The following is a 23,932-nucleotide window of genomic DNA, read 5'->3' on the forward strand; positions in this document are numbered from 1 at the left end:
TGAAACCGAAGCTTCGGGTTTCTAGGGTTTCGCGCAGCTACACAAGGACTCCCGAATGCCCCGCTCCGTGATCGACGCTATCGGCAACACGCCATTGATCCGCCTCAACAGGGCTTCGGAAGAAACCGGCTGCGAGATCCTGGGCAAGGCCGAATTCATGAATCCCGGACAGTCGGTCAAGGACCGCGCCGGCCTGTTCATCATCCGCGATGCCGAAGAGCGTGGGCTGCTCAGGCCGGGCGGCGTCATTGTCGAGGGCACGGCCGGCAATACGGGCATCGGGCTGACGCTGGTTGCCAAGGCGCTCGGCTACCGCACCGTCATCGTCATTCCCGAGACACAAAGCCAGGAGAAGAAGGACACGATCAAGCTGCTCGGCGCCGAGTTGATCGAGGTTCCGGCCGTGCCGTACAAGAACCCCAACAACTACGTGAAATTATCGGGGCGGCTGGCTGAACAAATGGCGCGGTCGGAGCCGAACGGCGCTATCTGGGCCAACCAGTTCGACAATGTCGCCAACCGCGACGGGCACATCCGCACCACGGCGCAGGAGATCTGGAGCCAGACCGGCGGCAAGGTAGACGGCTTCGTCTCGGCGGTTGGCTCCGGCGGAACGCTGGCCGGCGTCGCTTTCGGACTGAAGGCGAAAAACAGGGACGTCAAGATTGCTCTCGCAGATCCGCTGGGCGCCGCGCTCTACAGTTTCTACACCAGCGGTGAGCTGAAGTCGGAAGGCAGTTCGATCACCGAAGGCATCGGGCAGGGGCGCATCACAGCCAACCTCGATGGGTTCACGCCCGACTTTTCGTTCCAGATTCGTGATGAGGATGCGTTGCCGATCGTCTTCGACCTGGTCCAGGAGGAAGGCCTTTGCGTCGGCGGTTCGACCGGCATCAACATAGCGGGCGCGATCCGGCTGGCGTGTGAACTCGGCCCCGGCCATACCATCGTGACCATTCTTTGCGACTACGGCACACGCTACCAATCGAAACTGTTCAATCCCGAATTCCTGCGCGAAAAGAAGCTGCCGGTGCCCGGCTGGATGGAAGAGAAATCAGATATTTCCGTGCCGTTTGAAAAGGTCGTGTGATGGCTCACAAGACCGAAGCGCTGTTTCGCGACGACGCCTATCTCAGGACGGCCGATGCCGTGGTGGTCGCCGTCAACGAGCGCGGCGGCATCGTTCTGGACCGCACCATCTTCTATGCCACCTCGGGCGGGCAGCCGGGCGATAGCGGCTATCTCCAGCGCGCCGATGGCAGCCGCATCGTCCTGGCCGCTACCATCACCGGGGAAACAAAGGACGAGATCATCCACGTGCCGGCGCCGGAACAAGCCGCGCCTGCGGTCGGCGAGCGCCTGAAGCTCGCAATCGACTGGGAGCGACGTCATCTCTTGATGCGCATGCATGCCGCTTGCCATTTGCTCACCGTCGTCTGCCCGTTTCCGATCACCGGCGCGGCGGTTTCGGAAGACGACAGCCGTGTCGATTTCGACATTCCCGACGCCAGCTTCAGCAAGGAAGACGTGACGGCTGGCCTGATGGGCCTGGTGCGGGCCGATCATCCGATCTTTACCAGGCTGATCAGCGACGAGGAACTGGCCGCCAATCCGGGTCTGGTGAAGTCCAAGAATGTCCGTCCGCCGCTAGGTACCGGCAAAATCCGGCTGGTCTGCATCGGCGAGAATGCTTCGGTGGACAGTCAGCCCTGTGGTGGCACCCATGTCAAAAGCACCGGCGAGATCGGCGAAATCCATATCGGCAAGATCGAGAAGAAGGGGCGTGAAAACCGGCGCTTCCGCATCCGGTTTGGACCGATGCCCCAAACATGATCTCGAAAGCTACGATGTTTTCGGACAAGATCATGCGGCAAGGCAAGACAACGTCTGGTCAATGGCGGCAGGAGAACCACAATGGCTGACGACAGTCCTTTCACCGTCGACGCGGACTGGTTGCAGGAGCGTTTGGGCCAGCCTGGCCTGACGATTGTCGATGCATCCTGGTATCTTCCGGCGCAAAACCGCGACGCGCGCGCCGAGTATGACGCCGGGCACATTCCGGGCGCCCGCTTCCTGGATCAGGACGCGGTCTCCGATCCGGACGCCGCGCTGCCGCATACGCTGCCGTCGCCGCAGCATTTCGCGCAGTATGTCGGCGCGATGGGCGTTTCGGCAGATGACACGATCATCGTCTATGACGGCCCGGGCTTTTTCTCGGCACCTCGGGCTTGGTGGATGTTCCGGGTGATGGGCGTCTTCCAGACCTATATCCTTGACGGCGGTTTCGATGGCTGGAAAGCGGCAGGTCGGCCGGTGACGGCCGAACCGACCAAAATCGCGCCAAGCGTGTTCCACGCCGATTTCGACGCCGGCCGGGTCGCCAGCCTTGCCGAGATGCGCCGCATCGTCGAAACCCGGGAAAGCCAGATTGCCGATGCACGCGGGGCAGGACGCTTCACCGGCGCGGAGCCGGAGCCGCGTGCGGGCGTCCGTTCCGGCCATATGCCGGGCGCGCGCAACTTGCCTTATTCGGCGCTGTCGGAAAACGGCGTGCTTCTGCCGAAGGAGCGGTTGCGCAAGGTGGTCGAGGACGCCGGCCTCGATCTGTCGAAGCCTATCGTCACTTCCTGCGGCTCCGGCGTTACGGCGGCGGTGATCACGCTTGCGTTGGAAACGCTTGGCCATACCGACAACAGGCTTTACGACGGCTCATGGACCGAATGGGGCGGTCTCTCCGACACACCAGTCGCGACTGGCAAGGAATGACGATGGAAAACGGCGAGCTGAAGGACATCGAAGTCACGGTGACGTTCCTCGAGATGCATGCGCCACCGGCCGTGTCGCCGCCCATGCCCTACAACCGCCAGGTCGCACTCCTGAAAACTAAAGACATTCCGCTGCATTTCTACCGGTACCTGATGGATCGGGTGGGGCGTAAATGGCACTGGGTCAATGTGCTGAGGCTGGATGACGACGAGCTTTCGGCCGGCGTCCACCGCGAGGATCGCGACATCAGGGTGCTCTATCTCGATGGCGCACCCGCCGGTTTTTTCGACCTCAAGCCGCATCTGCCGGAAGAAGTCGAGCTTGCCTATTTCGGCATGATGGAACACGCCACCGGGCAAGGCATCGGCCGCTGGTTCCTGGGATCGGCGATCGCCGCGGCTTGGTCGTATGGACCGAAGCGGGTGACGGTGCAGACCTGCACGCTCGACCATCCTGCTGCCTTGCCGCTCTACCAGAAGCTCGGCTTCGCGCCGGTGGCGCAGAAGAAGGAGACCGTTCACCCTCTGCCCTTCGCCGAGCGCTCGGCCAGCGTCATGCGGCCATAGCGACGCCCTCACAAAAGCTGAACCTCTCGTTCATCCGCGCTTCAGCCTGTCTCTGCCATCTTGCCCGCACATAATACGGGCCGAAGGAGAAAAAGACATGCTGACCCGCCGTACCCTTGCCGCCGCGCTGATCGCGGCAATCGCAATGCCCGGTCTCGCCGCCGCGCAGGCGACAACGCCTTCGGCCGCAACCATCGAACGAAAGCTCGAGGCGGCACCCCGCGTGAAGCTGCGCCCGAACGAGCGCGTCACCATCCGTGAGTTCAAGCGCCGGCCGGACCTGCGCCGCATGGCCCGGTCGATCGATATCCAGTCGATCAATTTCGCTTTCGGCTCGGCCGCGATCTCCAGCTCGCAATACGACAAGATCGACACTATCGCCGATGCGTTGCAGCGTATCCTGCGCCGCAACCCCGGGGCGCGCGTCCTCATCGAGGGCCATACCGACGCCGTCGGCTCCTTCCAATCGAACCGGATCCTGTCGGAACAGCGCGCCGCCTCGCTGAAGCGCACGCTGGTGCGCGAGTTCGGCGTGCCGGCCTATGCTTTGGAGACGGTCGGTTATGGCGAGGAATTCCTGCTGGTGCAGACGCAGAACGAAAACTGGCGGAACCGGCGGGTCACCCTCCGTCGCTTTGACGACTTCATTCGCTGAGGGAGTTCCGACAATCCGGTGAAGTTCGCCTTGCCTTGGTCGGCTGGAACAAGCCGACCAAGGGGCCAATGATTGTCAGGAATCGGGTGGGAGGCGGGGGCTGATGCGCATAATTTCCGATCAACGACATCGGAGATTTTCGCCATGACCATCCAGTTCAAAGCCTTGCCGACACAAGATGTACGAGCGCTTCAGCGCGGCGGGCCCGATGCCTATGGAAACACGCCCGAGCGTAAGGTCTCCGACGGCGACGGCATGCCATGCCGGCATTGCCTGAAGAACATCGCCGACGGAGACGACTATCTCATCCTGGCCTACCGGCCATTCCCCAAACTTCAGCCCTATGCCGAGACCGGACCGATCTTCCTTCACGCGCAGGAATGCGAGCGCGCCGCGGAATCTCAGGCACTTCCCGAAATTCTCGAAGGCCCGGACTATATAGTGCGCGGCTACGGCAGGGATGACCGCATCGTCTATGGCAGCGGTGGCGTCATTGCGACCGATGCGATCGCCGCGCGCGCCGAGGCTCTCTTGGAACGCGACGAGATTGCCTACGTGCATGTCCGCTCGGCGCGCAACAATTGCTTCCAGTGCCGGATCGAACGTGTCTGACGGGCGCATGTGGCGGTGCGATAGCGGAGCGCTGTCGTACTCCTGTCATACCATTGCGGTACACGGGTAGCCGTCGATCGATTTGTCGACCGCGGATGAACCGGCGGCAAATCTCGACATCGAGGAAGCGGGGCCTTGGCTCCGCTTTTTTGTTTGCCTGAACCTTCCACAGAAATTTTCTGCGCAAAGAAGCATATGGGCTTCGACTATTTGCCTGGAGGGCTCAGTTAAACTTGCAATTGGCGCCGAGACGCAGGTTGCGGCACATGTTTTAAGTCCGAGCCGGGTGCAGGCCTGACAGCCGCCAATCCGGAAAGAAAAAACCCGCCGGGAATGACCGGCGGGCTGACGGGAGGCAGGTATCCTCTCAGGAGAATCAGGCCGCGAGAACCGCCTTCGGTTCGACCAGTTCGTAGCCGAGCGCTTCGGCGACCGCACGGTTGGTGATCTTGCCTCTGTGGACGTTGAGTCCATTGCGCAGATGATGGTCGTCGACCAGCGCCTTCAGGCCCTTGTCAGCGAGCTGAAGGCCATAGTGCAGAGTCGCGTTGTTGAGTGCATGTGCTGAGGTGACCGGCACGGCGCCCGGCATGTTGGCGACGCAGTAGTGGATGACGCCGTCGACCTCGTAGGTCGGCTCGGCATGTGTGGTCGCGTGCGAGGTCTCGAAGCAGCCGCCCTGGTCGATGGCAACGTCGACCAGCACCGACCCCTTCTTCATGCCCGAAAGCATTTCGCGCGAGACCAGCTTCGGCGCCGCAGCACCCGGGATCAGCACGGCGCCGACAACGATGTCGGCGGAAAAGCACTCTTCTTCCAGAGCCTCCACGGTCGAGTAGCGGGTATGGACGCGGCCGGCAAAGAGGTCATCGAGCTGGCGCAGGCGCGGGATCGAGCGGTCGATGATGGTGACGTCGGCGCCCAGGCCAGCCGCCATCCTGGCTGCGTGCAGGCCGACGACGCCGCCGCCGAGCACGGTGACCTTGCCGGGCAGCACGCCGGGCACGCCGCCGAGCAGCACGCCGCGGCCGCCATTGGCCTTCTGCAGCGCCGTAGCGCCGGCCTGGATCGACAGGCGGCCGGCGACTTCCGACATCGGCGCCAGCAACGGCAGGCCGCCCCGGTCATCGGTCACCGTTTCATAGGCGATGGCGGTAACGCCCGAAGCGAGCAGGCCCTTGGTCTGTTCCGGATCCGGAGCGAGGTGAAGATAGGTGTAGAGGATCTGGCCATCGCGCAGTTGGGCCCATTCGTTAGGCTGCGGCTCCTTGACCTTGACGATCATATCCGACTTGGCGAACACATCGGCCGCCGTCTTGGCGATGGTGGCGCCGGCGGCGCGATAGGCGCTGTCGTCGGCGCCAATGCCAGCCCCGGCGCCGGTCTCGACCAGCACCTCATGTCCGTGGGCGACATATTCGCGGACCGAGCCGGGCGTAAGTCCGACGCGATATTCATGGTTCTTGATTTCCCGGGGGCAGCCGACGCGCATTTTCTTTTCTCCTGACACGGCCCTTCGGGGCTCGTTCCCTGTATTGACGTAGTCAACCACGAATCGTTGCGTAAGTGTTTGCGAATGCACTTGCAGGAGGGCTCGCTATTCGATAATTGTTGCGTAAAATGCATAAAAATTCGCAGGAATCACGAAGAATGCCGCTCGACAGGATTGATATCGCCATTCTGGAGACATTGCAGAAGGATGGCCGGATGCCGAACGCCGCCCTTGCCGAAAGGGTCGGCCTGTCCCAGTCGGCCTGTTCGCGCCGGCTCGACAATCTGGAGAAATCCGGAACCATCCGCGGCTATCATGCCCGGCTTTCCAATGCAGCACTTGGTCACCAGATGACGGCGATCGTGCACATATCGCTGTCGGGCCAGTTCGAGAAGACGCTGTCGGATTTCGAAGCTGCGATCAAGCGCTGCCCGAACGTGCTGTCCTGCCACCTGATGTCGGGCGAGTACGACTACATTCTCAGAATCGCTGCCAAGGACCTTGCCGACTACGAACGCATCCACAAGGAATGGCTGTCGGCGATGCCGCATGTGACGAAGATCAATTCGTCTTTTGCCCTGCGCGAAATCGTCGACCGGACGGCGATGGGCCTGAAGCCCGAAATGGCCTGAGCATTCTCAGCCTTCCATGCCTTCAGCCGTCTACGCCTTGGCAGCCTCCGTCACGATCCGGTCCATCGGGATATCGTGCGGCTGCGGGTAGATGGTGGCGATGCGCTGCAATTCGTAGCCGACGCCGATGACCAGCGGCTTGAACGGCATCGCCGCCAGCGTTCGGTCATAGAACCCGCCGCCATAGCCCAGGCGATAATTGCCGGAATCGATGCCGACGATCGGCGAGATGACGATGTCGGGCAAGACCGGTTCGCCCTCGGCCGGAATCGGAATGTTCCACACGCCCTTCTCCAGCCGGTCGCCCGGAACATAGGCCCGGAAGATCAGCGGCTGTGCCTTTTCGATGACGACGGGCAGCGCGGTGCGCCCGCCTCGTTCATTGATGGCGGCCATCCATGGCCGCAGGTCCGGCTCGCCGCGAAACGGCCAATAGAGGCTGACCATGCGGCCGTCGATATCGCCGATCGCCGCGTCGAGGGCTCCGGCGATGCTCTGCGACATCGCCGTTCGCGCATCGGCGGAAACCGCGAGACGCGCCGCGATCAGGCGTTCCCGTTCGGCCTTGCGCCATCGTCTGACGTCGGTCCAATCGGATATCGGCGCGTGAAACGCGGGATCGAGTTCGTGCATGAAGCATGGCGGCGAGGAATATTGCGCCGGACCCTGGTCGTCGTGATCGTTGGCCATGCTTCACCTCATCGCTGTTTTCCATAACGCTATACCCGGCGGGGGGATGCGACATGTGCATTCACGACATGGAACGACGAGTCTCGGGCACGGCCTTCGTGTTGTTGCATTGCACAAAAGCTCCTACATCAAAGGCATGCGATATTGCTGGTCAGGGTGAATGCGATGGATCAAGCCAATCACCATGTCGTCGTCGTAGGGGCGGGGTTCGGCGGCCTCGAATTCACCCGCGCTCTCGCCGGTGCGCCCGTGCGCATCACCATGATCGACAAACGCAATCACCATCTTTTCCAGCCGCTGCTCTACCAGGTCGCAACGACGGCGCTGGCGACCTCGGAGGTCGCCTGGCCGATCCGCCACCTGCTGCGCAAGCGCAAGGACGTGACGACGCTGCTCGCCAATGTCACCGGCATCGACCGAGCCGGAAAGCGCGTGCTGCTCGATGACGGCAGCACCGTCGCCTACGACACGCTGGTGCTCGCCACCGGCGCCCGACATGCCTATTTCGGCCACGACGAATGGGAGCCGTTCGCGCCAGGGTTGAAGACGCTGGAGGACGCCACCACCATCCGACGGCGTATTCTGCTCGCCTTCGAGCAGGCCGAACGGGAAACCGATCCTGCCAGGCGCCAGGCGCTGCTGACGATCGCGATCGTCGGCGGCGGTCCGACCGGTGTCGAACTTGCCGGCACCATTGCCGAACTGGCGCACGACACACTGCGCGGCGAATTCCGCAACATCGACACGCGCGAGACGCGTGTGGTGCTGATCGAGGCTGGCGACCGCATATTGGCCAATTTCGCACCGAAACTGTCCGATTATGCCGGAAAGGCGTTGAAGCGGCTCGGCGTGACGATCGAACTCGGCCGGGCGGTCACGCGCTGCGACGCCGAGGGCGTCGTCTTCGGCGACACGCATCTGCCGGCGAGGACCATATTGTGGGCGGCGGGCGTTGCCGCTTCGCCGGCAGCCGAATGGCTGGGCGCCGCCGCCGACCGGGCGGGAAGGGTGCTGGTTGAACCCGATCTCACCGTGCCGGGCAGCCCCGAGATTTTCGTCATCGGCGACGCCGCTCTCGTGCTGCGGCCCGATGGACGGCCCGTTCCCGGCGTGGCGCCTTCCGCCAAGCAGGAGGGCCGCCATGTTGCCGCGACCATCAAGGCCAGGCTTGCCGGCGATACGAGCGTACGGCCGTTCCACTACAAGCATGCCGGGGACCTGGCCACGATCGGCAAGCGCGCCGCGGCGATCGATTTCGGCTGGATCAGGCTGACCGGCTGGCCGGCCTGGTGGCTGTGGGGACTGGCGCACATCTATTTCCTGATCGGCTTCCGCAACCGGCTCGCGGTGTCGCTGAGCTGGCTATGGATCTACGTCACGGGCCAACGCAGCGCCCGCCTGATCACGCAGGGCGACGACGACAAGGGCTGATCTTCCGCGCTTGCGACCGTTCATCCGCGCGTCATCTGTTGCTGATCGACTGACAGCTCCGACGCGCGCAACTTCTTGAATGGACTCGAATAGGTTTCAGCGCGAAGTTCGCTTCGGGCAGGGTCTTTCGTGTCGTCGAAAAGGAGAAAACATGTCGCAGCCGCTCCATTCCGTCTCCCGCCGCGGTCTCCTCGCGGGCGCCGCCGCCACGGGCGCGCTAATTGCGCTTCACCCTTTCTCCGCCCGCGCCCAGACCAACCAGGCGCATCTCCGGATCATGGAGACCACCGACATCCATGTGAATGTGCTGCCCTATGACTATTACGCCGACAAAGCGAATGACACGATGGGACTGTCGCGCACGGCCTCCCTGATCGACGCGGTGCGCAAGCAAGCCGTTAATTCGATGCTGATCGACAATGGCGACCTGCTGCAGGGCAATCCGATGGGCGACTACATCGCCTATGAAAAGGGCATGAAGGACGGTGACCTGCATCCGATCATGAAAGGCATGAACCTGCTCGGCTACGAGTGCTCGACGTTGGGCAACCACGAATTCAACTACGGCCTGTCCTTCATGGACAAGGTTCTGGCCGGCGCCAATTTCCCCTTCGTCTGCGCCAACCTGATCCGCGGCACCGAGCTTGCCGCGAACCCGCGCGACGACAAGCTCTACCTCAAGCCCTACGTCATCCTCCACAAGAAGATCAGCGACGGTTCAGGCACCGAGCAACCGATCAGGATTGGCATCATCGGCTTCGTGCCGCCGCAGATCATGGTCTGGGATCTCAAGAACCTCGAAGGTAATGTCAGAACGCGCGACATTGTCGAGGCCGCCAAGGCCTGGGTGCCGCAGATGAAGGAAGAGGGCGCCGACATTATCATCGCGCTCTCGCATTCTGGCATCGACGTCAAGCAGGGCGATATGATGGAGAACGCATCGTTCTTTGTCGCCGGCGTCGAAGGCATCGACGCGGTGTTCACGGGTCACCAGCATCTGGTGTTCCCTGGCAAGAAGGATTTTCAGGCGCTCGAAGGCGTCGATGCGCAAAAGGGTACGCTGCAGGGCAAGCCGGCCGTCATGGGCGGCTTCTGGGGCTCGCATATGGGCCTGATCGACCTGATGCTGGAGCGCGACGGCTCGAAATGGAAGATCGTGTCCGCCACCTCGGAAGCGCGGCCGATCTTCGAACGTGTCGACAACAAGAACAAGCCGACTGTCGCGGACGACAACCGCATCATCGCCGCGCTCGAGCAGGACCACCAGGCAACGCTCGCCTATGTGCGTCGTCCCGTCGGCAAGACCGCAGCGCCGCTCTATTCCTATTTCGCGCTGGTCGCCGACGATCCGTCGGTTCAGGTCGTCAGCCAGGCGCAGACCTGGTACCTTCAGGACATCCTGAAAAACACACAATGGAAGGACATGCCGCTGCTGTCGGCGGCAGCCCCTTCAAGGCCGGCGGGCGCAACGGCGCCGACTACTACACCGATGTGCCGGCAGGCGACATCGCCATCAAGAACGTCGCCGACCTCTACCTTTATCCCAACACCGTGCGGGCCGTTGAGATCACCGGAGCGCAGGTCAAGGAATGGCTGGAAATGTCGGCCGGCATCTTCAACCGGATCGAACCTGGCAAGGCCGACCAGGCGCTCATCAACACCGACTTTCCGTCCTACAATTTCGACGTTATCGACGGCGTCACCTACAGAATAGATCTGTCGCAGCCGCCGAAATACGATGCCAAGGGCGGGCTGGCCAATGCTAGTGCCAATCGCATCGTCGGCCTGATGTTCGACGGCAAACCGATTGATCCCAATCAGAAATTTGTCGTTGCAACGAACAACTACCGGGCCGGAGGCGGCGGCAATTTTCCTGACATCGACGCTTCCAAAATTATCTACGAAGCGCCAGACACCAACCGCGACGTCATCGTCCGCTACATCGTCAAGCAGGGCACGATCAATCCGTCGGCGGACGGCAACTGGTCATTCGCGCCGCTGCCCGGAACCAGCGTCGTGTTCGAGACAGGGCCCAAGGCGAAGGACTTCATCGCCGAAGTGAAGTCGTTGAAGATCGAGCCGGCGGGCGCCGGCGAGGCAGGATTTGCGAAATACCGCATCCTTCTCTGACCGCCATTCGCAATTGGCCATTTCTGGATCATGCCCGGCCAGTCGCCGGCGACGAGATCGAAGGCGCGCCGGCATTGATTTGCCAGTTCCAAGTGCCGAGAGTTCACATACCGGACGAGGGTCGACACGGATCCCATCTTTGCCTGGCGGAAACGTCTATGAGCACAGCCGGGCTTATGCGATAGATTAGCCATGCGTTATGTCATCGTCATCGCCGCCGTTGCGTTTTTCCTGATCTGGGACGGTCTCTACAACCAGGGCCGGTACCTCGATATGACGGTGAGGAATGTCTCTCACGTGGTGCGTTACGTCACCGGCAAGGCCTAGTTTCCGTTCAGGTCTCGTGCATCCCGGGCGCGTCGCAAGGACGCGCGGCACCCTGAACGGTTGACCTGACGGTTTCGTCGTCACAAAAGACCCCGGATTTTTGATCGAGGAGGCGGGGTTGATCCGGCATATCGTTTTCTTCAGCGCGCGGCGTGGCGAGGATGTGGAGGCAGTGCGCTCTGGGCTGCTGGCGCTCGGCGGCATTCCCCATTCCAGCCTGTTCGAGGTGACGCTGAACACCAAGGTCGATCCGCTGTCGGATGAGATCGACGTGGTCGTCTATGCCGAATTCACGGATGCCGCCGCATTGGCCGCCTACAAGGCGCATCCGCTCTATGCGCAGACCACCAGCAGGGTCAAGCCATTGCGCGAACTGCGTTATTCCGCCGATGTGGTGGCCGGAAGCTGATTCGGGCGCCCTTGAACCCTTTTGCGCAATGATGCACACCGCGCTGGCATGATCCAAACACCACCCACAGGCACTCATCCGCTCGATCACCTCGTGCTGCCGACCTCGAGCCTGGATGTGGCGCGGGCGCGGCTAACGGCCCTCGGCTTCATCGTCGCGCCGACAGGCATCCATCCATTCGGCACGGAAAATTGCTGCGTCTTCCTCGCGGACGGCACCTATCTGGAACCGCTGGCTGTCGGCGATGATCACGCCGCGATGAAGGCCGCCGGCCAGGGCAATGTCTTCGTCGCGCGCGACCGGCTCTATCGTGACCGCAATGGCAATGAAGGTTTTTCCGCCGTGGTCCTGACCACGGACGACGCCGATGCGGACCATGCACGCTTTGTCGATGCGAGCCTGTCGGGCGGGGACATGCTGGGCTTTTCGCGGGCGTTCACCGACGCTGCCGGCAAAAGCGACATGGCGTCATTCAAACTGGCCTTCGCTTCGGCCAGCCGTTCGACCGATGCGTTCCTGTTCGCCTGCCAGCGCGTCAATGCGCCGGAAGTGGACCGCACAGCGCTGCAGGCTCACGCCAACGGTGCCACGGGAATTGTCGAGATCGTGGCGATCAGCGACGAGCCCGCCGAGCAGCGCCGGCTGATTTCCGTGGCAGTAAACGATCCGACGGCTGACGCGCGCGCCTCCATTTTTCGTCTACCTAACGCTATCTTGGCTGTACTCGACCCGGCCTCTTTCACGGCACGCTTTGGCGTGCCCGCCGGTAAGCCGACGCAACTCCGCTTCGCGGCAGTCGTCTTTTCGGTTCGGCGTGCCGCCGTCGCGGCAGGTCTGCTTGCAGCCAATTCCATCAGATACGATATGTCGGGCAGTGATATCGTCGTGCAGCCGACATCCGGGCAGGGCGCGGCCTTCATCTTTCGGGAGATACAATGAGCAACGCCTTGGCGCCCAATTCATCGGTAACCGTCGGCAATGTCGTCTTCGACAACGCAGCACCGCTGTCGCTGATCGCCGGCCCTTGCCAGTTCGAATCACGCCAGCACGCCTTCGACATGGCCGGCGCGCTGAAGGAACTGACAGGCAGGTTGGGCATCGGCCTCGTCTACAAGACCAGCTACGACAAAGCCAACCGCACCTCCCTGTCGGCAACGCGCGGTGCCGGCATGGAGGCGGCGCTCCCGGTCTTCGACGAGTTGCGCAAGGAATTCTCCTTGCCGGTTCTGACCGACGTCCACACCGAGGAACAGTGCGCCATCGTTGCGCCGCATGTCGACGTGCTGCAGATCCCGGCCTTCCTGTCGCGTCAGACCGACATGCTGGTTGCCGCCGCAAGGACGGGCAAGGTGATCAACGTCAAGAAGGGACAGTTCCTCGCGCCCTGGGACATGAAGAACGTGGTGGCCAAGATCACCGGCTCCGGCAACCCCAATGTCTTGACCACCGAGCGCGGCGCCTCGTTCGGCTACAACACACTTGTCTCGGACATGCGGGCCCTGCCCATTATGGCCGACATCGGCGCGCCTGTGATTTTCGACGCCACCCATTCGGTCCAGCAGCCGGGCGGGCAGGGTGGTTCCTCCGGCGGCGAACGCCGCTTTGTCGAGACCTTGGCCCGCGCGGCTGTCGCTGTCGGCGTTGCCGGCGTCTTCATCGAGGCCCACCAGGATCCGGATAATTCGACCTCGTCCGACGGACCGAACATGGTGCCGCTGAAGGACATGCCGGCACTTCTGGAAAGGTTGATGGCGTTCGATCGGGTAGCGAAGGCCCGCTGACCCCGGCGCAGCTGAAGGTCGTCGCCGCTGAGGGCATATATCGGCCTGCCACGTCAGTGAGAAGTCACCTTCATACGGGCGGAAAAAGTCGAACAGACCGGCGGAAAAGTCGGGAACCTTCGATCTCGCCCCTCATTGTGAAAGTCCAGAGCAACGACAATGAGGAGCACATCATGACAACCCAGGCAGGACACACAGAGGCTATCGCTGCTTCGCGGGTTATCGGCACATCCGTCTATAACACCGAAGGAACGAAGATCGGCAGCATCGAGGACGTCATGCTCGACAAGCTGTCCAACGGCATCATGTTCGCTGTGATTGGTTTCGGCGGCTTTCTCGGCATGGGTGAAAAATATCACGCCATCCCGTGGGCGAGTTTGGATTACGATGAGGATCGGGGCGGCTATGTCGTGCCATTCTCCAAGGACCAGCTGAAAGCCGCTCCCGCCTATTCGATCAACGAGCTGACGGGCGCCGATGGCGAGGCCGCACGTGACGCCTCTTACAATTACTACAAGGTCGAGCCTTACTGGCATTGACCAGCCAGCCTGACGTGAAAGGCCCCCGCAAATGCAGCGGGGGCCTTTTACATGATCGTCTGTAGTGCCTACTCCGCGCTGCGGAGGGTCGACAGTTGCACCGCGCCCTGTGGAGGCTGCTGGTTGTCGCAGGACGTCAGGAACGCCGCCGCGATCAGGAACAAACTCACGATACCGCTCAACTCGGACATGGCGAAACTCCTCCTGTTTCGCCCCGCGCAGCTGCCATCATAGACCGGCGGCCACCCTATGGCGCATGACTTATGATGACAGGAATTTGCGCTTCGTGAATCGCGCCGGCGGCAATAATTGCCGGTGGCCCGATTGCCTTTTGCGCCGCTTTGGCTAAGACGGGCGCGACGTTTCGTCAGATCAATCGGGGACATCGCAATGACCGCCATCATCGACATTGTCGGGCGTGAAATCCTGGACAGCCGTGGAAATCCGACCGTCGAGGTCGATGTCGTGCTCGAAGACGGTTCGATGGGCCGCGCGGCCGTGCCGTCTGGAGCTTCCACCGGCGCGCATGAAGCCGTCGAACTGCGCGACGGCGGCGCCCGCTATCTCGGCAAGGGCGTGCTGCGGGCCGTCGAGGCGGTCAACGGCGAACTGTTCGAGGCAATCGGCGGCATGGAAGCCGAAAACCAGATCCACATCGACCAGACCATGATCGAACTCGACGGCACGCCCAACAAGAGCCGGCTCGGCGCCAACGCTATTCTCGGTGTGTCGCTGGCGGTGGCCAAGGCCGCGGCCGAAGCCGCCGGCCTGCCGCTCTATCGTTATGTCGGCGGCACCAAGGCGCATCTGCTGCCGGTACCCATGATGAACATCATCAATGGCGGCGCCCATGCCGACAACCCGATCGATTTCCAGGAATTCATGATCCTGCCGGTCGGTGCGCCAACGCTGCGCGAAGGCGTGCGCTGGGGTTCTGAGGTCTTCCACACGCTGAGGAAGAAGCTGAAGGACGCCGGCCACAACACCAATGTCGGCGATGAAGGCGGCTTTGCCCCGAACCTGAAGAGCGCGCCGGTGGCGCTCGATTTCATCATGGAGTCGATCGAGCAGGCCGGCTTCAAGCCGGGCGAGGAGATTGCGCTCGGCCTCGATTGCGCCGCGACGGAATTCTTCAAGGACGGCAACTACGTCTATGAAGGCGAGAAGAAGACACGCGATCCGAAGGCGCAGGCGAAATACCTGGCCAAGCTCGCCGCCGATTATCCGATCATTTCGATCGAGGACGGCCTTGCCGAGGATGACTGGGAAGGCTGGAAATATCTGACCGACCTGATCGGCAAGAAGACGCAGCTCGTCGGCGATGATCTCTTCGTCACCAATACGGCGCGCCTGCGCGACGGCATCCGCATGGGGGTCGCCAATTCGATCCTGGTCAAGGTCAACCAGATCGGATCGCTGACCGAGACGCTCGATGCCGTCGAGACCGCGCACAAGGCCGGCTACACCGCCGTCATGTCGCATCGCTCGGGCGAGACCGAGGATTCGACCATCGCCGACCTCGCCGTCGCCACCAATTGCGGGCAGATCAAGACCGGATCGCTGTCGCGTTCCGACCGCATGGCCAAATACAACCAGCTCATCCGCATCGAGGAAGAACTCGGCAAGCAGGCGCGCTACGCCGGCAGGTCGATGTTGAAGGGCTGAGCCGGAGCATCTGACGCAGGCATGGCGGTGAGGGGCGGGAATTCCCGCCCTTTTTTCGTTGGAGCGCCTGTGGACGCGTCATCCGTAACCGTCCGTTAAGCACAATGGAGCGAAAAAGACCGTGGTCGCCCGAGTTCGCGACTGCGAGGGAACGGACGATGTGGACGCGTCAGCACAAACAGAGAAACACCGGCCGGCTGATCATCCCCTCGCTCTGCGCGGTGTTCCTGGCCTATTTCGGCTTTCATGCCTATCACGGCGAGTTCGGCATCAATTCGAAATACCAGCTGGAGGCCGAGACTGTTGCCCTGCAGGCCCAGCTCGATGCGATCAAGGCGCGCAGGATGGAGCTGGAACGGCGCGTCAAGCTGATGCACGACGGCACGCTGGAGAAGGACATGCTCGACGAGCAGGCGCGTAAGGCGCTGAATTTGTCCCAGGCCGACGAAATCACCATCATGTTGCCGGCCTCGGCAAAGTAACCAATATCAGGTTAATCACCAATATTTTCAATGATTCTAATTGCTTAGTCGCATGCCAGCTATGCAATTTCGACATGGCGGAACACGTTCTCACGTGTTAGCCTCCCCAAAATCAGTGGGGAGAGCTGATCTCCCCTGAGCAGATTTCATCTTGCTCGAGCAGATTTCATCTTGCTCGAAATGTCCGCGAAGAGACGCCAACAGGGAGTGATGCATGGCAACCGCAGCCAGGAAAGCGCCTGCCAAATCGAAATCCGACGGCAAATCGGGCCTTTCCGCGCCCAAACCAGTGGAATTCACCAAGGACGAGGAGCTTGCCGCCTACCGGCATATGCTGCTTATTCGCCGCTTCGAGGAAAAGGCCGGCCAGCTTTACGGGATGGGCTTCATCGGCGGCTTCTGCCATCTCTACATCGGCCAGGAAGCGGTCGTCACCGGTATGAAGATGGCGCTGATCGACGGTGACCAGATGATCACGGCCTACCGCGACCACGGTCATATGTTGGCGATGGAACTGTCGCCGCGTGGCGTCATGGCCGAACTGACCGGCCGCCGAGGCGGCCTGTCGAAGGGCAAGGGCGGCTCCATGCACATGTTCTCCAAGGAGAAGCATTTCTACGGTGGCCACGGCATCGTCGGCGCCCAGGTGTCGCTCGGCACGGGCCTGGCCTTCGCCAACCGCTATCGCGGCAACAACAATGTCACGCTGACCTATTTCGGCGACGGGGCCGCAAACCAGGGCCAGGTCTACGAAAGCTTCAACATGGCCTCGCTTTGGAAGCTGCCGGTGATCTACATCATCGAGAACAACCGCTATGCCATGGGCACCTCGGTATCGCGCTCCTCGGCGGAGACCGACTTCTCGAATCGCGGCGCCTCGTTCAAGATTCCCGGCATCCAGGTCGACGGCATGGACGTGCGTGCTGTCAAGGCCGCCGGCGATCTCGCCACCGAATGGTGCCGTGCCGGCAATGGGCCGCTGATCCTCGAAATGCAGACCTACCGCTATCGGGGCCATTCGATGTCCGACCCGGCGAAATACCGCTCCAAGGAAGAAGTGCAGAAGATGCGCTCCGAGCATGACCCGATCGAGCAGGTCAAAGCGCGGCTGATCCAGAAGAAGTGGGCAAGCGAGGACGAATTGAAGACCATCGACAAGGAGGTTCGCGACGTCGTCGCCGATGCCGCCGAGTTTGCCCAGCACGACGCCGAGCCGGATCCGTCCGAGCTCTGGACCGACATCGTATTGTAACGGGAGGGCAAGGACATGCCGATCGAAATTCTCATGCCCGCCCTTTCGCCGACCATGGAAGAGGGCAATCTTTCCAAGTGGTTGAAGAACGAGGGCGACAAGGTCGTGGCCGGCGAGGTCATCGCCGAGATCGAAACCGACAAGGCGACGATGGAAGTCGAAGCTGTCGATGAGGGCACGCTTGCCAGGATCGTGGTTCCCGCAGGCACCGAAGGCGTCAAGGTCAACGCGGTGATCGCCGTCCTGGCTGTCGATGGCGAAGACGTCGACAAGGCCGGCGAAGGCATCGGTGAAGAGCCCGCCAAGGGTGAGGCAACGGCGCCGGCACCGCCCCCGCGGCGGCCAAGAGCGAGGCAGCGGCACCTGTGGCAGCCGCACCGAAAACGGAAGTCGCCGCCGATCCTGACATCCCTGCCGGTACCGAAATGGTCTCGACCACGGTGCGCGAAGCGCTGCGCGATGCCATGGCGGAGGAAATGCGCCGCGACGGCGATGTCTTCGTCATGGGCGAGGAAGTTGCCGAGTACCAGGGCGCCTACAAGATCACCCAAGGCCTGCTGCAGGAGTTCGGGCCGCGTCGCGTCGTCGACACGCCGATCACCGAGCACGGCTTTGCCGGCGTCGGGGTCGGTGCGGCGATGGCCGGCCTGAAGCCGATCGTCGAATTCATGACCTTCAACTTCGCCATGCAGGCGATCGACCAGATCATCAACTCGGCCGCCAAGACGCTCTATATGTCCGGCGGACAGATGGGCGCGCCGATCGTCTTCCGCGGGCCGAATGGTGCTGCGGCTCGCGTCGCCGCCCAGCATTCGCAATGCTACGCCGCCTGGTACAGCCATATACCGGGCCTGAAGGTGGTGATGCCTTATACCGCCGCCGACGCCAAGGGACTGCTCAAGGCGGCGATCCGCGACCCGAACCCGGTCATCTTCCTCGAAAACGAAATCCTCTACGGCCAGTCCTTCGACGTGCCGAAGCTGGACGACTTCGTGCTGCCGATCGGCAAGGCGCGCATCCACAAATCAGGCAAGGACGTCACCATCGTCTCCTTCGGTATCGGCATGACCTATGCGGTCAAGGCCGAAGCGGAATTGCGCGGCATGGGCATCGACGCAGAGATCATCGATCTCAGGACCATCCGTCCGCTCGACTTCGACACCATCATCGCCTCGGTGAAGAAGACCAACCGGCTGGTCGTGGTGGAAGAAGGCTTTCCGCAGAACTCGGTCGGCGACCATATCGCCAACCAGGTGTCGCAGCGAGCCTTCGATTTCCTCGACGCGCCGGTCATCACCATCGCCGGCAAGGACGTGCCGATGCCCTATGCGGCCAATCTCGAAAAGCTGGCTTTGCCGAATGTCGGCGAAGTCATCGAGGCCGTCAAAGCCGTCTCATATCGCTGAACCGGGCGGGAGGACACAATGCCAATCAACATCACCATGCCGGCCCTCTCGCCCACCATGGAAGAGGGCAATCTGTCGAAGTGGCTCGTGAAGGAGGGCGACAAGGTTTCGCCCGGCGATGTCATTGCCGAGATCGAGACCGACAAGGCGACGATGGAAGTCGAAGCCGTCGATGAGGGCACGGTGGCGAAACTGGTCGTTCCCGCCGGCACCGAAGGTGTCAAGGTCAATGCGCTGATCGCCGTGCTTGCCGCCGAGGGTGAGGACGCAAGTGCCGCCGCGAAAAGCGGTGGCGATGCCGCACCGGCGAAAGCGGAGCCTCCCAAGGCTGAGACATCGAAGACCGAGACTCCCACCTCTCCGTCCGATGGGGGAGGTCGCGCCGCGGGTGAACCCACCGCCGCGACCCCCACCCCGGCCGGAAGGCCTGCCGACCCTCCCCACAAGGGGAGGGTGAAGGGCGCACCTTTGCTTCGCCGCTCGCGCGCCGTATTGCCAAAGAGGCGGGCGTCGATGTGTCTGCCGTGACCGGCACCGGCCCGCATGGCCGGGTGGTGAGGGCCGATGTCGATGCCGCCATAGCCGGCGGCGGCGCCAAGGCGGCACCCGCTGCCAAAGCTCCGGCTGGCGCGCCGGCCGCTGCTCCCGCGCCGGTAAAGGCGATGTCGGACGATCAGGTGCTGCGCCTGTTCGAGGAAGGCTCCTATGAACTCGTCCCGCACGACAATATGCGCAAGACCATCGCGCGGCGGCTGGTCGAGGCCAAGACCACCATCCCGCATTTCTACCTGACGCTCGACTGCGAGCTCGATGCGCTGCTTTCGCTGCGCACGCAGCTCAATGCGGCCGCACCGGTAAAGAAGACCGAAAAGGGCGAGGCGCCCGCCTACAAGCTGTCGGTCAACGACATGGTGATCAAGGCGATGGCCATGGCCCTGAAGGCGGTGCCGGATGCCAATGCCTCGTGGACCGAAAGGGCCATGGTCAAGCACAGGCATGCCGATGTCGGCGTCGCCGTGTCGATCCCCGGCGGTCTGATCACGCCGATTATCCGCAAGGCGGACGAAAAGACGCTGTCGGTGATCTCCAACGAGATGAAGGACCTGGCCAGCCGCGCGCGCAGCCGCAAGCTGAAGCCGGAGGAATATCAAGGCGGCACCACGGCGGTGTCGAACCTTGGCATGTTCGGCATCAAGGATTTCGCCGCCGTCATCAACCCGCCGCATGCGACGATCCTGGCAGTGGGCGCCGGCGAGGAGCGGGCGGTGGTCAAGAACGGCGAGATCAAAATCGCCACGGTGATGTCGGTGACGCTGTCGACCGACCATCGCGCCGTGGACGGAGCACTTGGCGCCGAACTGCTGGTCGCCTTCAAGAAGCTGATCGAGAACCCGATGGGCATGCTGGTGTAGGAAGAACAAGGCGGTGCGGAAATTCTTCACCAGCCTCTTCGCCGGCGGCTTGGAGGCGCAGGAATTCGCCGTCGTCACCAATGCCGAGGAAGAATACTCCCTCGCAAGGGCGGGTTGAGCAAGATGAAGACGGTTCTTTGCTACGGCGACTCGCTGACCTGGGGCTACAATGCCGAGGGTGGCCGCCATGCGCTTGAGGATCGCTGGCCAAGCGTGCTGCAGGCTGGGCTCGGTGACGGCGTGCATGTCATTGCCGAGGGGCTAAATGGCCGCACAACGGCGTTCGACGATCACCTGGCAGGCGCCGACCGCAATGGCGCAAGAACGCTGCCGACGGTGCTGACCACGCATGCGCCGATCGACGTCATCGTCATCATGCTCGGCGCCAACGACATGAAGCCCTGGATCCACGGCAATCCCGTTGCGGCCAAACAAGGCATCCAGCGCCTGATCGACATCGTGCGCGGCCACGACTATCCGTTCGACTGGCCGCCGCCGCAGATCCTCATCGTCTCGCCGCCTCTCGTCAGTCGCACCGAAGATGCCGAGTTCAAGGCGATGTTTGCCGGCGGCGACGATGCGTCCAAAGAGCTTGCGCCGCAATATTCCGCGCTTGCCGATGAGGCTGGCTGCGGCTTCTTCGATGCCGGCACTGTGGCCAAGACCACGCCGCTCGACGGCGTCCATCTCGATGCCGAAAATACGCGAAACATCGGCGAGGCGTTGACGCCTCTCGTGCGCGTCATGCTGGAATTGTGATTGAAGGAGAAAACCGTGGCTGAGAACTACGACGTCATCATCATCGGCTCCGGTCCCGGCGGCTATGTCACGGCAGTGCGTTCCGCGCAGCTCGGTTTCAAGACGGCGATCGTCGAGCGCGAGCATCTCGGCGGCATCTGCCTGAACTGGGGCTGCATTCCGACCAAGGCGTTGCTGCGTTCGGCCGAGATCATGCATTGTTCGGACCATCTGAAGGACTATGGACTGAAGCTCGACGGCAAGGTCAGCGTCGACACGTCGGCCGTCGTCGACCGCTCGCGCAAGGTTTCGCTGCGGCTCAATGGCGGCGTCGCCTTCCTGATGAAGAAGAACAAGGTCGACGTCATCTGGGGCGAGGCCAAGCTGACAAAACCGGGCGAGATCGTCGTCTCCAAGACGGCCAAGAAGCCGATGGAGCCGCAGCCGCCTGTGCCGAAAGGCGTAAAGGGCGAGGGCACCTACACCGCCAAGCACATCATACTGGCGACCGGCGCCCGGCCGCGGGCGCTGCCGGGCATCGAGCCGGACGGCAAGCTGATCTGGACCTATTTCGAGGCCATGGTGCCCAAGGAAATGCCGAAGTCGCTGCTGGTGATGGGTTCGGGCGCCATCGGCATCGAATTCGCCTCGTTCTACCGCACCATGGGCGCCGACGTGACCGTCGTCGAACTGCTGCCGGCCGTGATGCCGGTCGAGGACGCCGAGGTGTCGAAATTCGCCCAGAAGCAGTTCGAGAAGCAGGGCATGAAAATCATTCTCGAAGCCAAGGTAACCAAGGTCGAGAAAGGCGCCAACTCGATCACCGCGCATGTCGAGATGAAGGACGGCAAGGTGGAGAAGATCACGGCCGATCGCATGATCTCGGCCGTCGGCGTGCAAGGCAATATCGAGGGCCTCGGCCTGGAGACGCTTGGCGTGAAGACGGAGCGCGGCTGCGTCGTCGTCGACGGCTACGGTAAGACCAATGTGTCCGGCATCTACGCCATCGGCGATGTCGCCGGCCCGCCGATGCTCGCCCACAAGGCCGAGCATGAAGGCGTCGTCTGCGTCGAGAAGATCGCCAATTTCCCCGGCGTGCACGCCACCGACAAGCTGAAGATCCCTGGCTGCACCTATTGCAATCCGCAGGTCGCTTCGGTCGGCCTGACGGAAGCGAAAGCCAAGGCCGAGGGCAAGGACGTCAGGGTCGGCCGCTTCCAGTTCGCCGCCAATGGCAAGGCCATCGCGCTCGGCGAGGACCAGGGCTTCATCAAGACCATCTTCGACAAGAACACCGGCCAACTGCTTGGCGCCCACATGGTGGGCGCCGAAGTGACCGAACTGATCCAGGGTTTTGTCGTTGCGATGAACCTCGAGACGACCGAGGAAGAACTGATGCACACGATCTTCCCGCACCCGACGCTGTCGGAGATGATGAAGGAAAGCGTACTCGACGCCTATGGCCGTGCGTTGAACGCATGATAGATTGGCCGCACGAGACTCAGATGCGAAAGCCGCAGGAGCTCGACGGCAAGTTAGTTCGGTTCCGGATGCGTTTTTTCTCAAGCAAGGAGAGGGCATATGGACGTGAATGGCGTGGGCTGGATCGCAGCCATCATCATCGGCGGCCTGGCGGGCTGGTTTGCCGAAATGGTCATGAAGAGCAATACCGGCGTCTTGATGAACATCATCTTGGGCATTGCCGGCGCAGTGGTGCTGAACGCGATCCTGCGAGCCTTGAACATCGGCGTGTTTGGCGTCGGCTGGACCGCCTACCTGATCACCGGTTTCATCGGCGCCTGCCTGCTGATCTGGGCCGGACGTCTGGTGCGCCGTTAGTCGGTATCGTTTCCGCCATGCGAAAACGGTTGTGGCGGCATGTACCGCCGCAGCCTTTTTCTTTGTGCTGAAAAGTCCTAGATGACGTGTAAGTGACGATCGCCGGCGGCGATCGCAAAGAAAACCAGGGTTCCGATGGTCACCGTCCTCGACACGATCGCCAATGCGCCGCGGCTGCGGCATCCGGAGAAGGCGCACAAGCCCGACCAGGACGTGCTGCGCAAGCCTGACTGGATCCGCGTCAAGGCGCCTGCGTCGAAAGGCTATGCCGAAACCCGCGAGATCGTGAAATCGCACAAGCTGGTGACGGTCTGCGAGGAGGCCGGCTGCCCGAACATCGGCGAGTGCTGGGACAAGAAGCACGCCACCTTCATGATCATGGGCGAGATCTGCACACGTGCCTGCGCCTTCTGCAACGTCGCCACCGGCATCCCGACCGCGCTCGACCCGGACGAGCCGGCACGGGTCGCCCACGCGGTCAAGCAGATGGGCCTCAGCCACGTCGTCATCACCTCTGTCGACCGCGACGACCTCGCTGATGGCGGCGCGCAGCATTTCGCCGACGTCATCCGTGCGATCCGCGCAGCGACGCCCTCGACCACGATCGAGATCCTGACGCCTGATTTCCTACGCAAGGACGGCGCCCTGGAGATCGTCGTGGCCGCCAAGCCGGACGTGTTCAATCACAATTTGGAAACCGTGCCGTCGAACTACCTGACGGTCCGGCCAGGCGCCCGCTATTTCCATTCGATCAGGCTTTTGCAGCGGGTCAAGGAGCTCGACCCTTCGATTTTTACCAAGTCCGGCATCATGGTTGGGCTGGGCGAGGAGCGAAACGAAATCCTGCAGCTGATGGACGATCTGCGTTCAGCCAATGTCGACTTCATGACCATAGGCCAGTATCTGCAGCCATCGAAAAAGCACCACCCGGTGATCCGCTTCGTCACCCCGGAGGAGTTCAAGTCCTTCGAGACGATCGGCCGGACCAAGGGCTTCCTGCTGGTGGCGTCGAGCCCGCTGACCCGCTCCTCGCACCACGCCGGCGACGATTTCGCCAAGCTGCGCGCCGCGCGCCAAGCGCAGCTCGAGAAATCGCTCTGATGCATGT

At 62.3% G+C, this 23,932-nt stretch carries 23 protein-coding genes and 4 pseudogenes; 24 read left to right on the plus strand and 3 right to left on the minus strand.

Features of this window, described 5'->3' with window-relative positions; genetic code table 11:
- The first annotated feature begins 55 nt into the window (after window positions 1–55).
- The 6 genes from ACIU1A_RS10680 (at window position 56) to ACIU1A_RS10705 (ending at window position 4,599) form a co-directional block, all read left to right on the plus strand.
- Window positions 56–1,090, plus strand: coding sequence for a cysteine synthase A (locus tag ACIU1A_RS10680; protein WP_404927259.1), 1,035 nt, complete (start codon window positions 56–58; stop codon window positions 1,088–1,090).
- Window positions 1,090–1,833 carry an alanyl-tRNA editing protein gene (locus ACIU1A_RS10685; protein ID WP_140501316.1) on the plus strand — a complete coding sequence of 248 codons (744 nt, stop codon included), beginning with the start codon at window positions 1,090–1,092 and terminating at the stop codon, window positions 1,831–1,833. The genes ACIU1A_RS10680 and ACIU1A_RS10685 overlap by 1 nt, the downstream gene beginning before the upstream one ends.
- An 81-nt stretch (window positions 1,834–1,914) precedes the next feature.
- Window positions 1,915–2,766 carry a 3-mercaptopyruvate sulfurtransferase gene (gene sseA, locus ACIU1A_RS10690; RefSeq protein ID WP_404927260.1) on the plus strand — a complete coding sequence of 284 codons (852 nt, stop codon included), beginning with the start codon at window positions 1,915–1,917 and terminating at the stop codon, window positions 2,764–2,766.
- A 2-nt stretch (window positions 2,767–2,768) separates the two neighbouring features.
- Window positions 2,769–3,332, plus strand: coding sequence for a GNAT family N-acetyltransferase (locus ACIU1A_RS10695; RefSeq protein WP_140564586.1), 564 nt, complete (start codon window positions 2,769–2,771; stop codon window positions 3,330–3,332).
- Window positions 3,333–3,429: 97 nt separating this feature from the next.
- On the plus strand, window positions 3,430–3,987 hold the full coding sequence (locus ACIU1A_RS10700; protein ID WP_140501321.1) for an OmpA family protein: 558 nt from the start codon (window positions 3,430–3,432) through the stop codon (window positions 3,985–3,987).
- 144 nt (window positions 3,988–4,131) lie between these two features.
- Entirely contained in the window at window positions 4,132–4,599 is a 468-nt protein-coding gene (locus ACIU1A_RS10705; protein WP_140525509.1) for a DUF1203 domain-containing protein, read from the plus strand.
- 376 nt (window positions 4,600–4,975) lie between these two features.
- Here ACIU1A_RS10705 and ald read toward each other — a convergent pair whose 3' ends face one another.
- The gene (gene ald, locus ACIU1A_RS10710; RefSeq protein WP_404927261.1) at window positions 4,976–6,091 is read right to left on the minus strand and encodes an alanine dehydrogenase; all 1,116 of its coding nucleotides are present in this window, start codon (window positions 6,089–6,091) and stop codon (window positions 4,976–4,978) included.
- Between the two features lie 158 nt (window positions 6,092–6,249).
- Here ald and ACIU1A_RS10715 point away from each other — a divergent pair, with 158 nt between their 5' ends.
- Window positions 6,250–6,723 (plus strand): Lrp/AsnC family transcriptional regulator, encoded by a 474-nt coding sequence (locus ACIU1A_RS10715; RefSeq protein WP_140501327.1) that lies wholly within the window; start codon window positions 6,250–6,252, stop codon window positions 6,721–6,723.
- Window positions 6,724–6,753: 30 nt separating this feature from the next.
- On the opposite strand, the gene ACIU1A_RS10720 is transcribed toward ACIU1A_RS10715, so the two are convergent.
- A complete protein-coding gene (locus tag ACIU1A_RS10720; RefSeq protein ID WP_140515432.1) occupies window positions 6,754–7,413 on the minus strand; it encodes a 5-formyltetrahydrofolate cyclo-ligase in 660 nt (219 codons plus the stop codon).
- Between the two features lie 165 nt (window positions 7,414–7,578).
- On the opposite strand from ACIU1A_RS10720, the gene ACIU1A_RS10725 reads away from it, so the two are divergent.
- From ACIU1A_RS10725 to ACIU1A_RS10755, 7 genes and pseudogenes are all read left to right on the plus strand, one after another.
- Window positions 7,579–8,844: an NAD(P)/FAD-dependent oxidoreductase gene (locus tag ACIU1A_RS10725; protein ID WP_140525508.1), complete on the plus strand. Its 1,266-nt coding sequence runs from the start codon at window positions 7,579–7,581 to the stop codon at window positions 8,842–8,844.
- A gap of 151 nt (window positions 8,845–8,995) precedes the next feature.
- Window positions 8,996–10,974, plus strand: a pseudogene (locus ACIU1A_RS10730) (bifunctional 2',3'-cyclic-nucleotide 2'-phosphodiesterase/3'-nucleotidase).
- 192 nt (window positions 10,975–11,166) lie between these two features.
- The gene (locus ACIU1A_RS10735) at window positions 11,167–11,301 is read left to right on the plus strand and encodes a hypothetical protein (RefSeq protein WP_263486323.1); all 135 of its coding nucleotides are present in this window, start codon (window positions 11,167–11,169) and stop codon (window positions 11,299–11,301) included.
- Window positions 11,302–11,419: 118 nt separating this feature from the next.
- Window positions 11,420–11,710 carry a Dabb family protein gene (locus tag ACIU1A_RS10740; RefSeq protein ID WP_140501335.1) on the plus strand — a complete coding sequence of 97 codons (291 nt, stop codon included), beginning with the start codon at window positions 11,420–11,422 and terminating at the stop codon, window positions 11,708–11,710.
- Window positions 11,711–11,758: 48 nt separating this feature from the next.
- Entirely contained in the window at window positions 11,759–12,649 is an 891-nt protein-coding gene (locus ACIU1A_RS10745) for a VOC family protein (RefSeq protein ID WP_404927262.1), read from the plus strand.
- A complete protein-coding gene (gene kdsA / locus ACIU1A_RS10750) occupies window positions 12,646–13,491 on the plus strand; it encodes a 3-deoxy-8-phosphooctulonate synthase (protein ID WP_404927263.1) in 846 nt (281 codons plus the stop codon). The genes ACIU1A_RS10745 and kdsA overlap by 4 nt, the downstream gene beginning before the upstream one ends.
- Window positions 13,492–13,664: 173 nt before the next feature.
- A complete protein-coding gene (locus tag ACIU1A_RS10755) occupies window positions 13,665–14,030 on the plus strand; it encodes a PRC-barrel domain-containing protein (protein WP_140501340.1) in 366 nt (121 codons plus the stop codon).
- Between the two features lie 68 nt (window positions 14,031–14,098).
- Here the strand turns inward: ACIU1A_RS10755 and ACIU1A_RS10760 are convergent, their stop codons facing one another.
- Entirely contained in the window at window positions 14,099–14,221 is a 123-nt protein-coding gene (locus ACIU1A_RS10760; RefSeq protein ID WP_263483006.1) for a hypothetical protein, read from the minus strand.
- A gap of 199 nt (window positions 14,222–14,420) precedes the next feature.
- Between ACIU1A_RS10760 and eno the strand changes: the two genes are divergently transcribed.
- The 10 genes and pseudogenes from eno (at window position 14,421) to lipA (ending at window position 23,925) form a co-directional block, all read left to right on the plus strand.
- Entirely contained in the window at window positions 14,421–15,695 is a 1,275-nt protein-coding gene (gene eno, locus ACIU1A_RS10765) for a phosphopyruvate hydratase (RefSeq protein ID WP_404927264.1), read from the plus strand.
- A 158-nt stretch (window positions 15,696–15,853) separates the two neighbouring features.
- Entirely contained in the window at window positions 15,854–16,177 is a 324-nt protein-coding gene (locus tag ACIU1A_RS10770) for a septum formation initiator family protein (RefSeq protein ID WP_404927265.1), read from the plus strand.
- 214 nt (window positions 16,178–16,391) lie between these two features.
- Window positions 16,392–17,429, plus strand: coding sequence for a pyruvate dehydrogenase (acetyl-transferring) E1 component subunit alpha (gene pdhA / locus ACIU1A_RS10775; RefSeq protein ID WP_140525504.1), 1,038 nt, complete (start codon window positions 16,392–16,394; stop codon window positions 17,427–17,429).
- 15 nt (window positions 17,430–17,444) lie between these two features.
- A pseudogene (locus tag ACIU1A_RS10780) lies at window positions 17,445–18,835 on the plus strand (pyruvate dehydrogenase complex E1 component subunit beta).
- A gap of 18 nt (window positions 18,836–18,853) precedes the next feature.
- Window positions 18,854–19,168: pseudogene (locus tag ACIU1A_RS10785) on the plus strand (biotin/lipoyl-containing protein); the annotation flags it as partial.
- Between the two features lie 128 nt (window positions 19,169–19,296).
- Window positions 19,297–20,247, plus strand: a pseudogene (locus ACIU1A_RS10790) (2-oxo acid dehydrogenase subunit E2); the annotation flags it as partial.
- A gap of 123 nt (window positions 20,248–20,370) precedes the next feature.
- The gene (locus ACIU1A_RS10795; protein ID WP_140584652.1) at window positions 20,371–21,006 is read left to right on the plus strand and encodes an SGNH/GDSL hydrolase family protein; all 636 of its coding nucleotides are present in this window, start codon (window positions 20,371–20,373) and stop codon (window positions 21,004–21,006) included.
- A 15-nt stretch (window positions 21,007–21,021) separates the two neighbouring features.
- Window positions 21,022–22,467, plus strand: coding sequence for a dihydrolipoyl dehydrogenase (lpdA, locus tag ACIU1A_RS10800; RefSeq protein WP_404927266.1), 1,446 nt, complete (start codon window positions 21,022–21,024; stop codon window positions 22,465–22,467).
- Window positions 22,468–22,566: 99 nt separating this feature from the next.
- A complete protein-coding gene (locus tag ACIU1A_RS10805) occupies window positions 22,567–22,824 on the plus strand; it encodes a GlsB/YeaQ/YmgE family stress response membrane protein (RefSeq protein WP_140498561.1) in 258 nt (85 codons plus the stop codon).
- Window positions 22,825–22,959: 135 nt separating this feature from the next.
- Entirely contained in the window at window positions 22,960–23,925 is a 966-nt protein-coding gene (gene lipA / locus ACIU1A_RS10810) for a lipoyl synthase (protein WP_404927267.1), read from the plus strand.
- The last annotated feature ends 7 nt before the right edge of the window (window positions 23,926–23,932 follow it).

It is taken from the genome of Mesorhizobium maamorense (genome assembly GCF_044998965.1).
Classification (GTDB): domain Bacteria; phylum Pseudomonadota; class Alphaproteobacteria; order Rhizobiales; family Rhizobiaceae; genus Mesorhizobium.

Bases quoted from the DNA above. Each gene is read 5' to 3' on its own strand.
- ACIU1A_RS10725 (WP_140525508.1), top strand. From the start codon at position 7,579: ATGGATCAAGCCAATCACCATGTCGTCGTCGTAGGGGCGGGGTTCGGC.
- ACIU1A_RS10770 (WP_404927265.1), top strand. From the start codon at position 15,854: ATGTGGACGCGTCAGCACAAACAGAGAAACACCGGCCGGCTGATCATC.
- sseA (WP_404927260.1), top strand. From the start codon at position 1,915: ATGGCTGACGACAGTCCTTTCACCGTCGACGCGGACTGGTTGCAGGAG.
- lipA (WP_404927267.1), top strand. From the start codon at position 22,960: ATGGTCACCGTCCTCGACACGATCGCCAATGCGCCGCGGCTGCGGCAT.
- ACIU1A_RS10700 (WP_140501321.1), top strand. From the start codon at position 3,430: ATGCTGACCCGCCGTACCCTTGCCGCCGCGCTGATCGCGGCAATCGCA.
- eno (WP_404927264.1), top strand. From the start codon at position 14,421: ATGACCGCCATCATCGACATTGTCGGGCGTGAAATCCTGGACAGCCGT.
- ACIU1A_RS10760 (WP_263483006.1), bottom strand. From the start codon at position 14,221: ATGTCCGAGTTGAGCGGTATCGTGAGTTTGTTCCTGATCGCGGCGGCG.
- kdsA (WP_404927263.1), top strand. From the start codon at position 12,646: ATGAGCAACGCCTTGGCGCCCAATTCATCGGTAACCGTCGGCAATGTC.
- ACIU1A_RS10735 (WP_263486323.1), top strand. From the start codon at position 11,167: ATGCGTTATGTCATCGTCATCGCCGCCGTTGCGTTTTTCCTGATCTGG.
- ACIU1A_RS10685 (WP_140501316.1), top strand. From the start codon at position 1,090: ATGGCTCACAAGACCGAAGCGCTGTTTCGCGACGACGCCTATCTCAGG.
- ACIU1A_RS10755 (WP_140501340.1), top strand. From the start codon at position 13,665: ATGACAACCCAGGCAGGACACACAGAGGCTATCGCTGCTTCGCGGGTT.
- ACIU1A_RS10720 (WP_140515432.1), bottom strand. From the start codon at position 7,413: ATGGCCAACGATCACGACGACCAGGGTCCGGCGCAATATTCCTCGCCG.
- ACIU1A_RS10705 (WP_140525509.1), top strand. From the start codon at position 4,132: ATGACCATCCAGTTCAAAGCCTTGCCGACACAAGATGTACGAGCGCTT.
- ACIU1A_RS10695 (WP_140564586.1), top strand. From the start codon at position 2,769: ATGGAAAACGGCGAGCTGAAGGACATCGAAGTCACGGTGACGTTCCTC.
- ACIU1A_RS10805 (WP_140498561.1), top strand. From the start codon at position 22,567: ATGGACGTGAATGGCGTGGGCTGGATCGCAGCCATCATCATCGGCGGC.
- ACIU1A_RS10715 (WP_140501327.1), top strand. From the start codon at position 6,250: ATGCCGCTCGACAGGATTGATATCGCCATTCTGGAGACATTGCAGAAG.
- pdhA (WP_140525504.1), top strand. From the start codon at position 16,392: ATGGCAACCGCAGCCAGGAAAGCGCCTGCCAAATCGAAATCCGACGGC.
- ACIU1A_RS10680 (WP_404927259.1), top strand. From the start codon at position 56: ATGCCCCGCTCCGTGATCGACGCTATCGGCAACACGCCATTGATCCGC.
- ald (WP_404927261.1), bottom strand. From the start codon at position 6,091: ATGCGCGTCGGCTGCCCCCGGGAAATCAAGAACCATGAATATCGCGTC.
- ACIU1A_RS10745 (WP_404927262.1), top strand. From the start codon at position 11,759: ATGATCCAAACACCACCCACAGGCACTCATCCGCTCGATCACCTCGTG.
- ACIU1A_RS10795 (WP_140584652.1), top strand. From the start codon at position 20,371: ATGAAGACGGTTCTTTGCTACGGCGACTCGCTGACCTGGGGCTACAAT.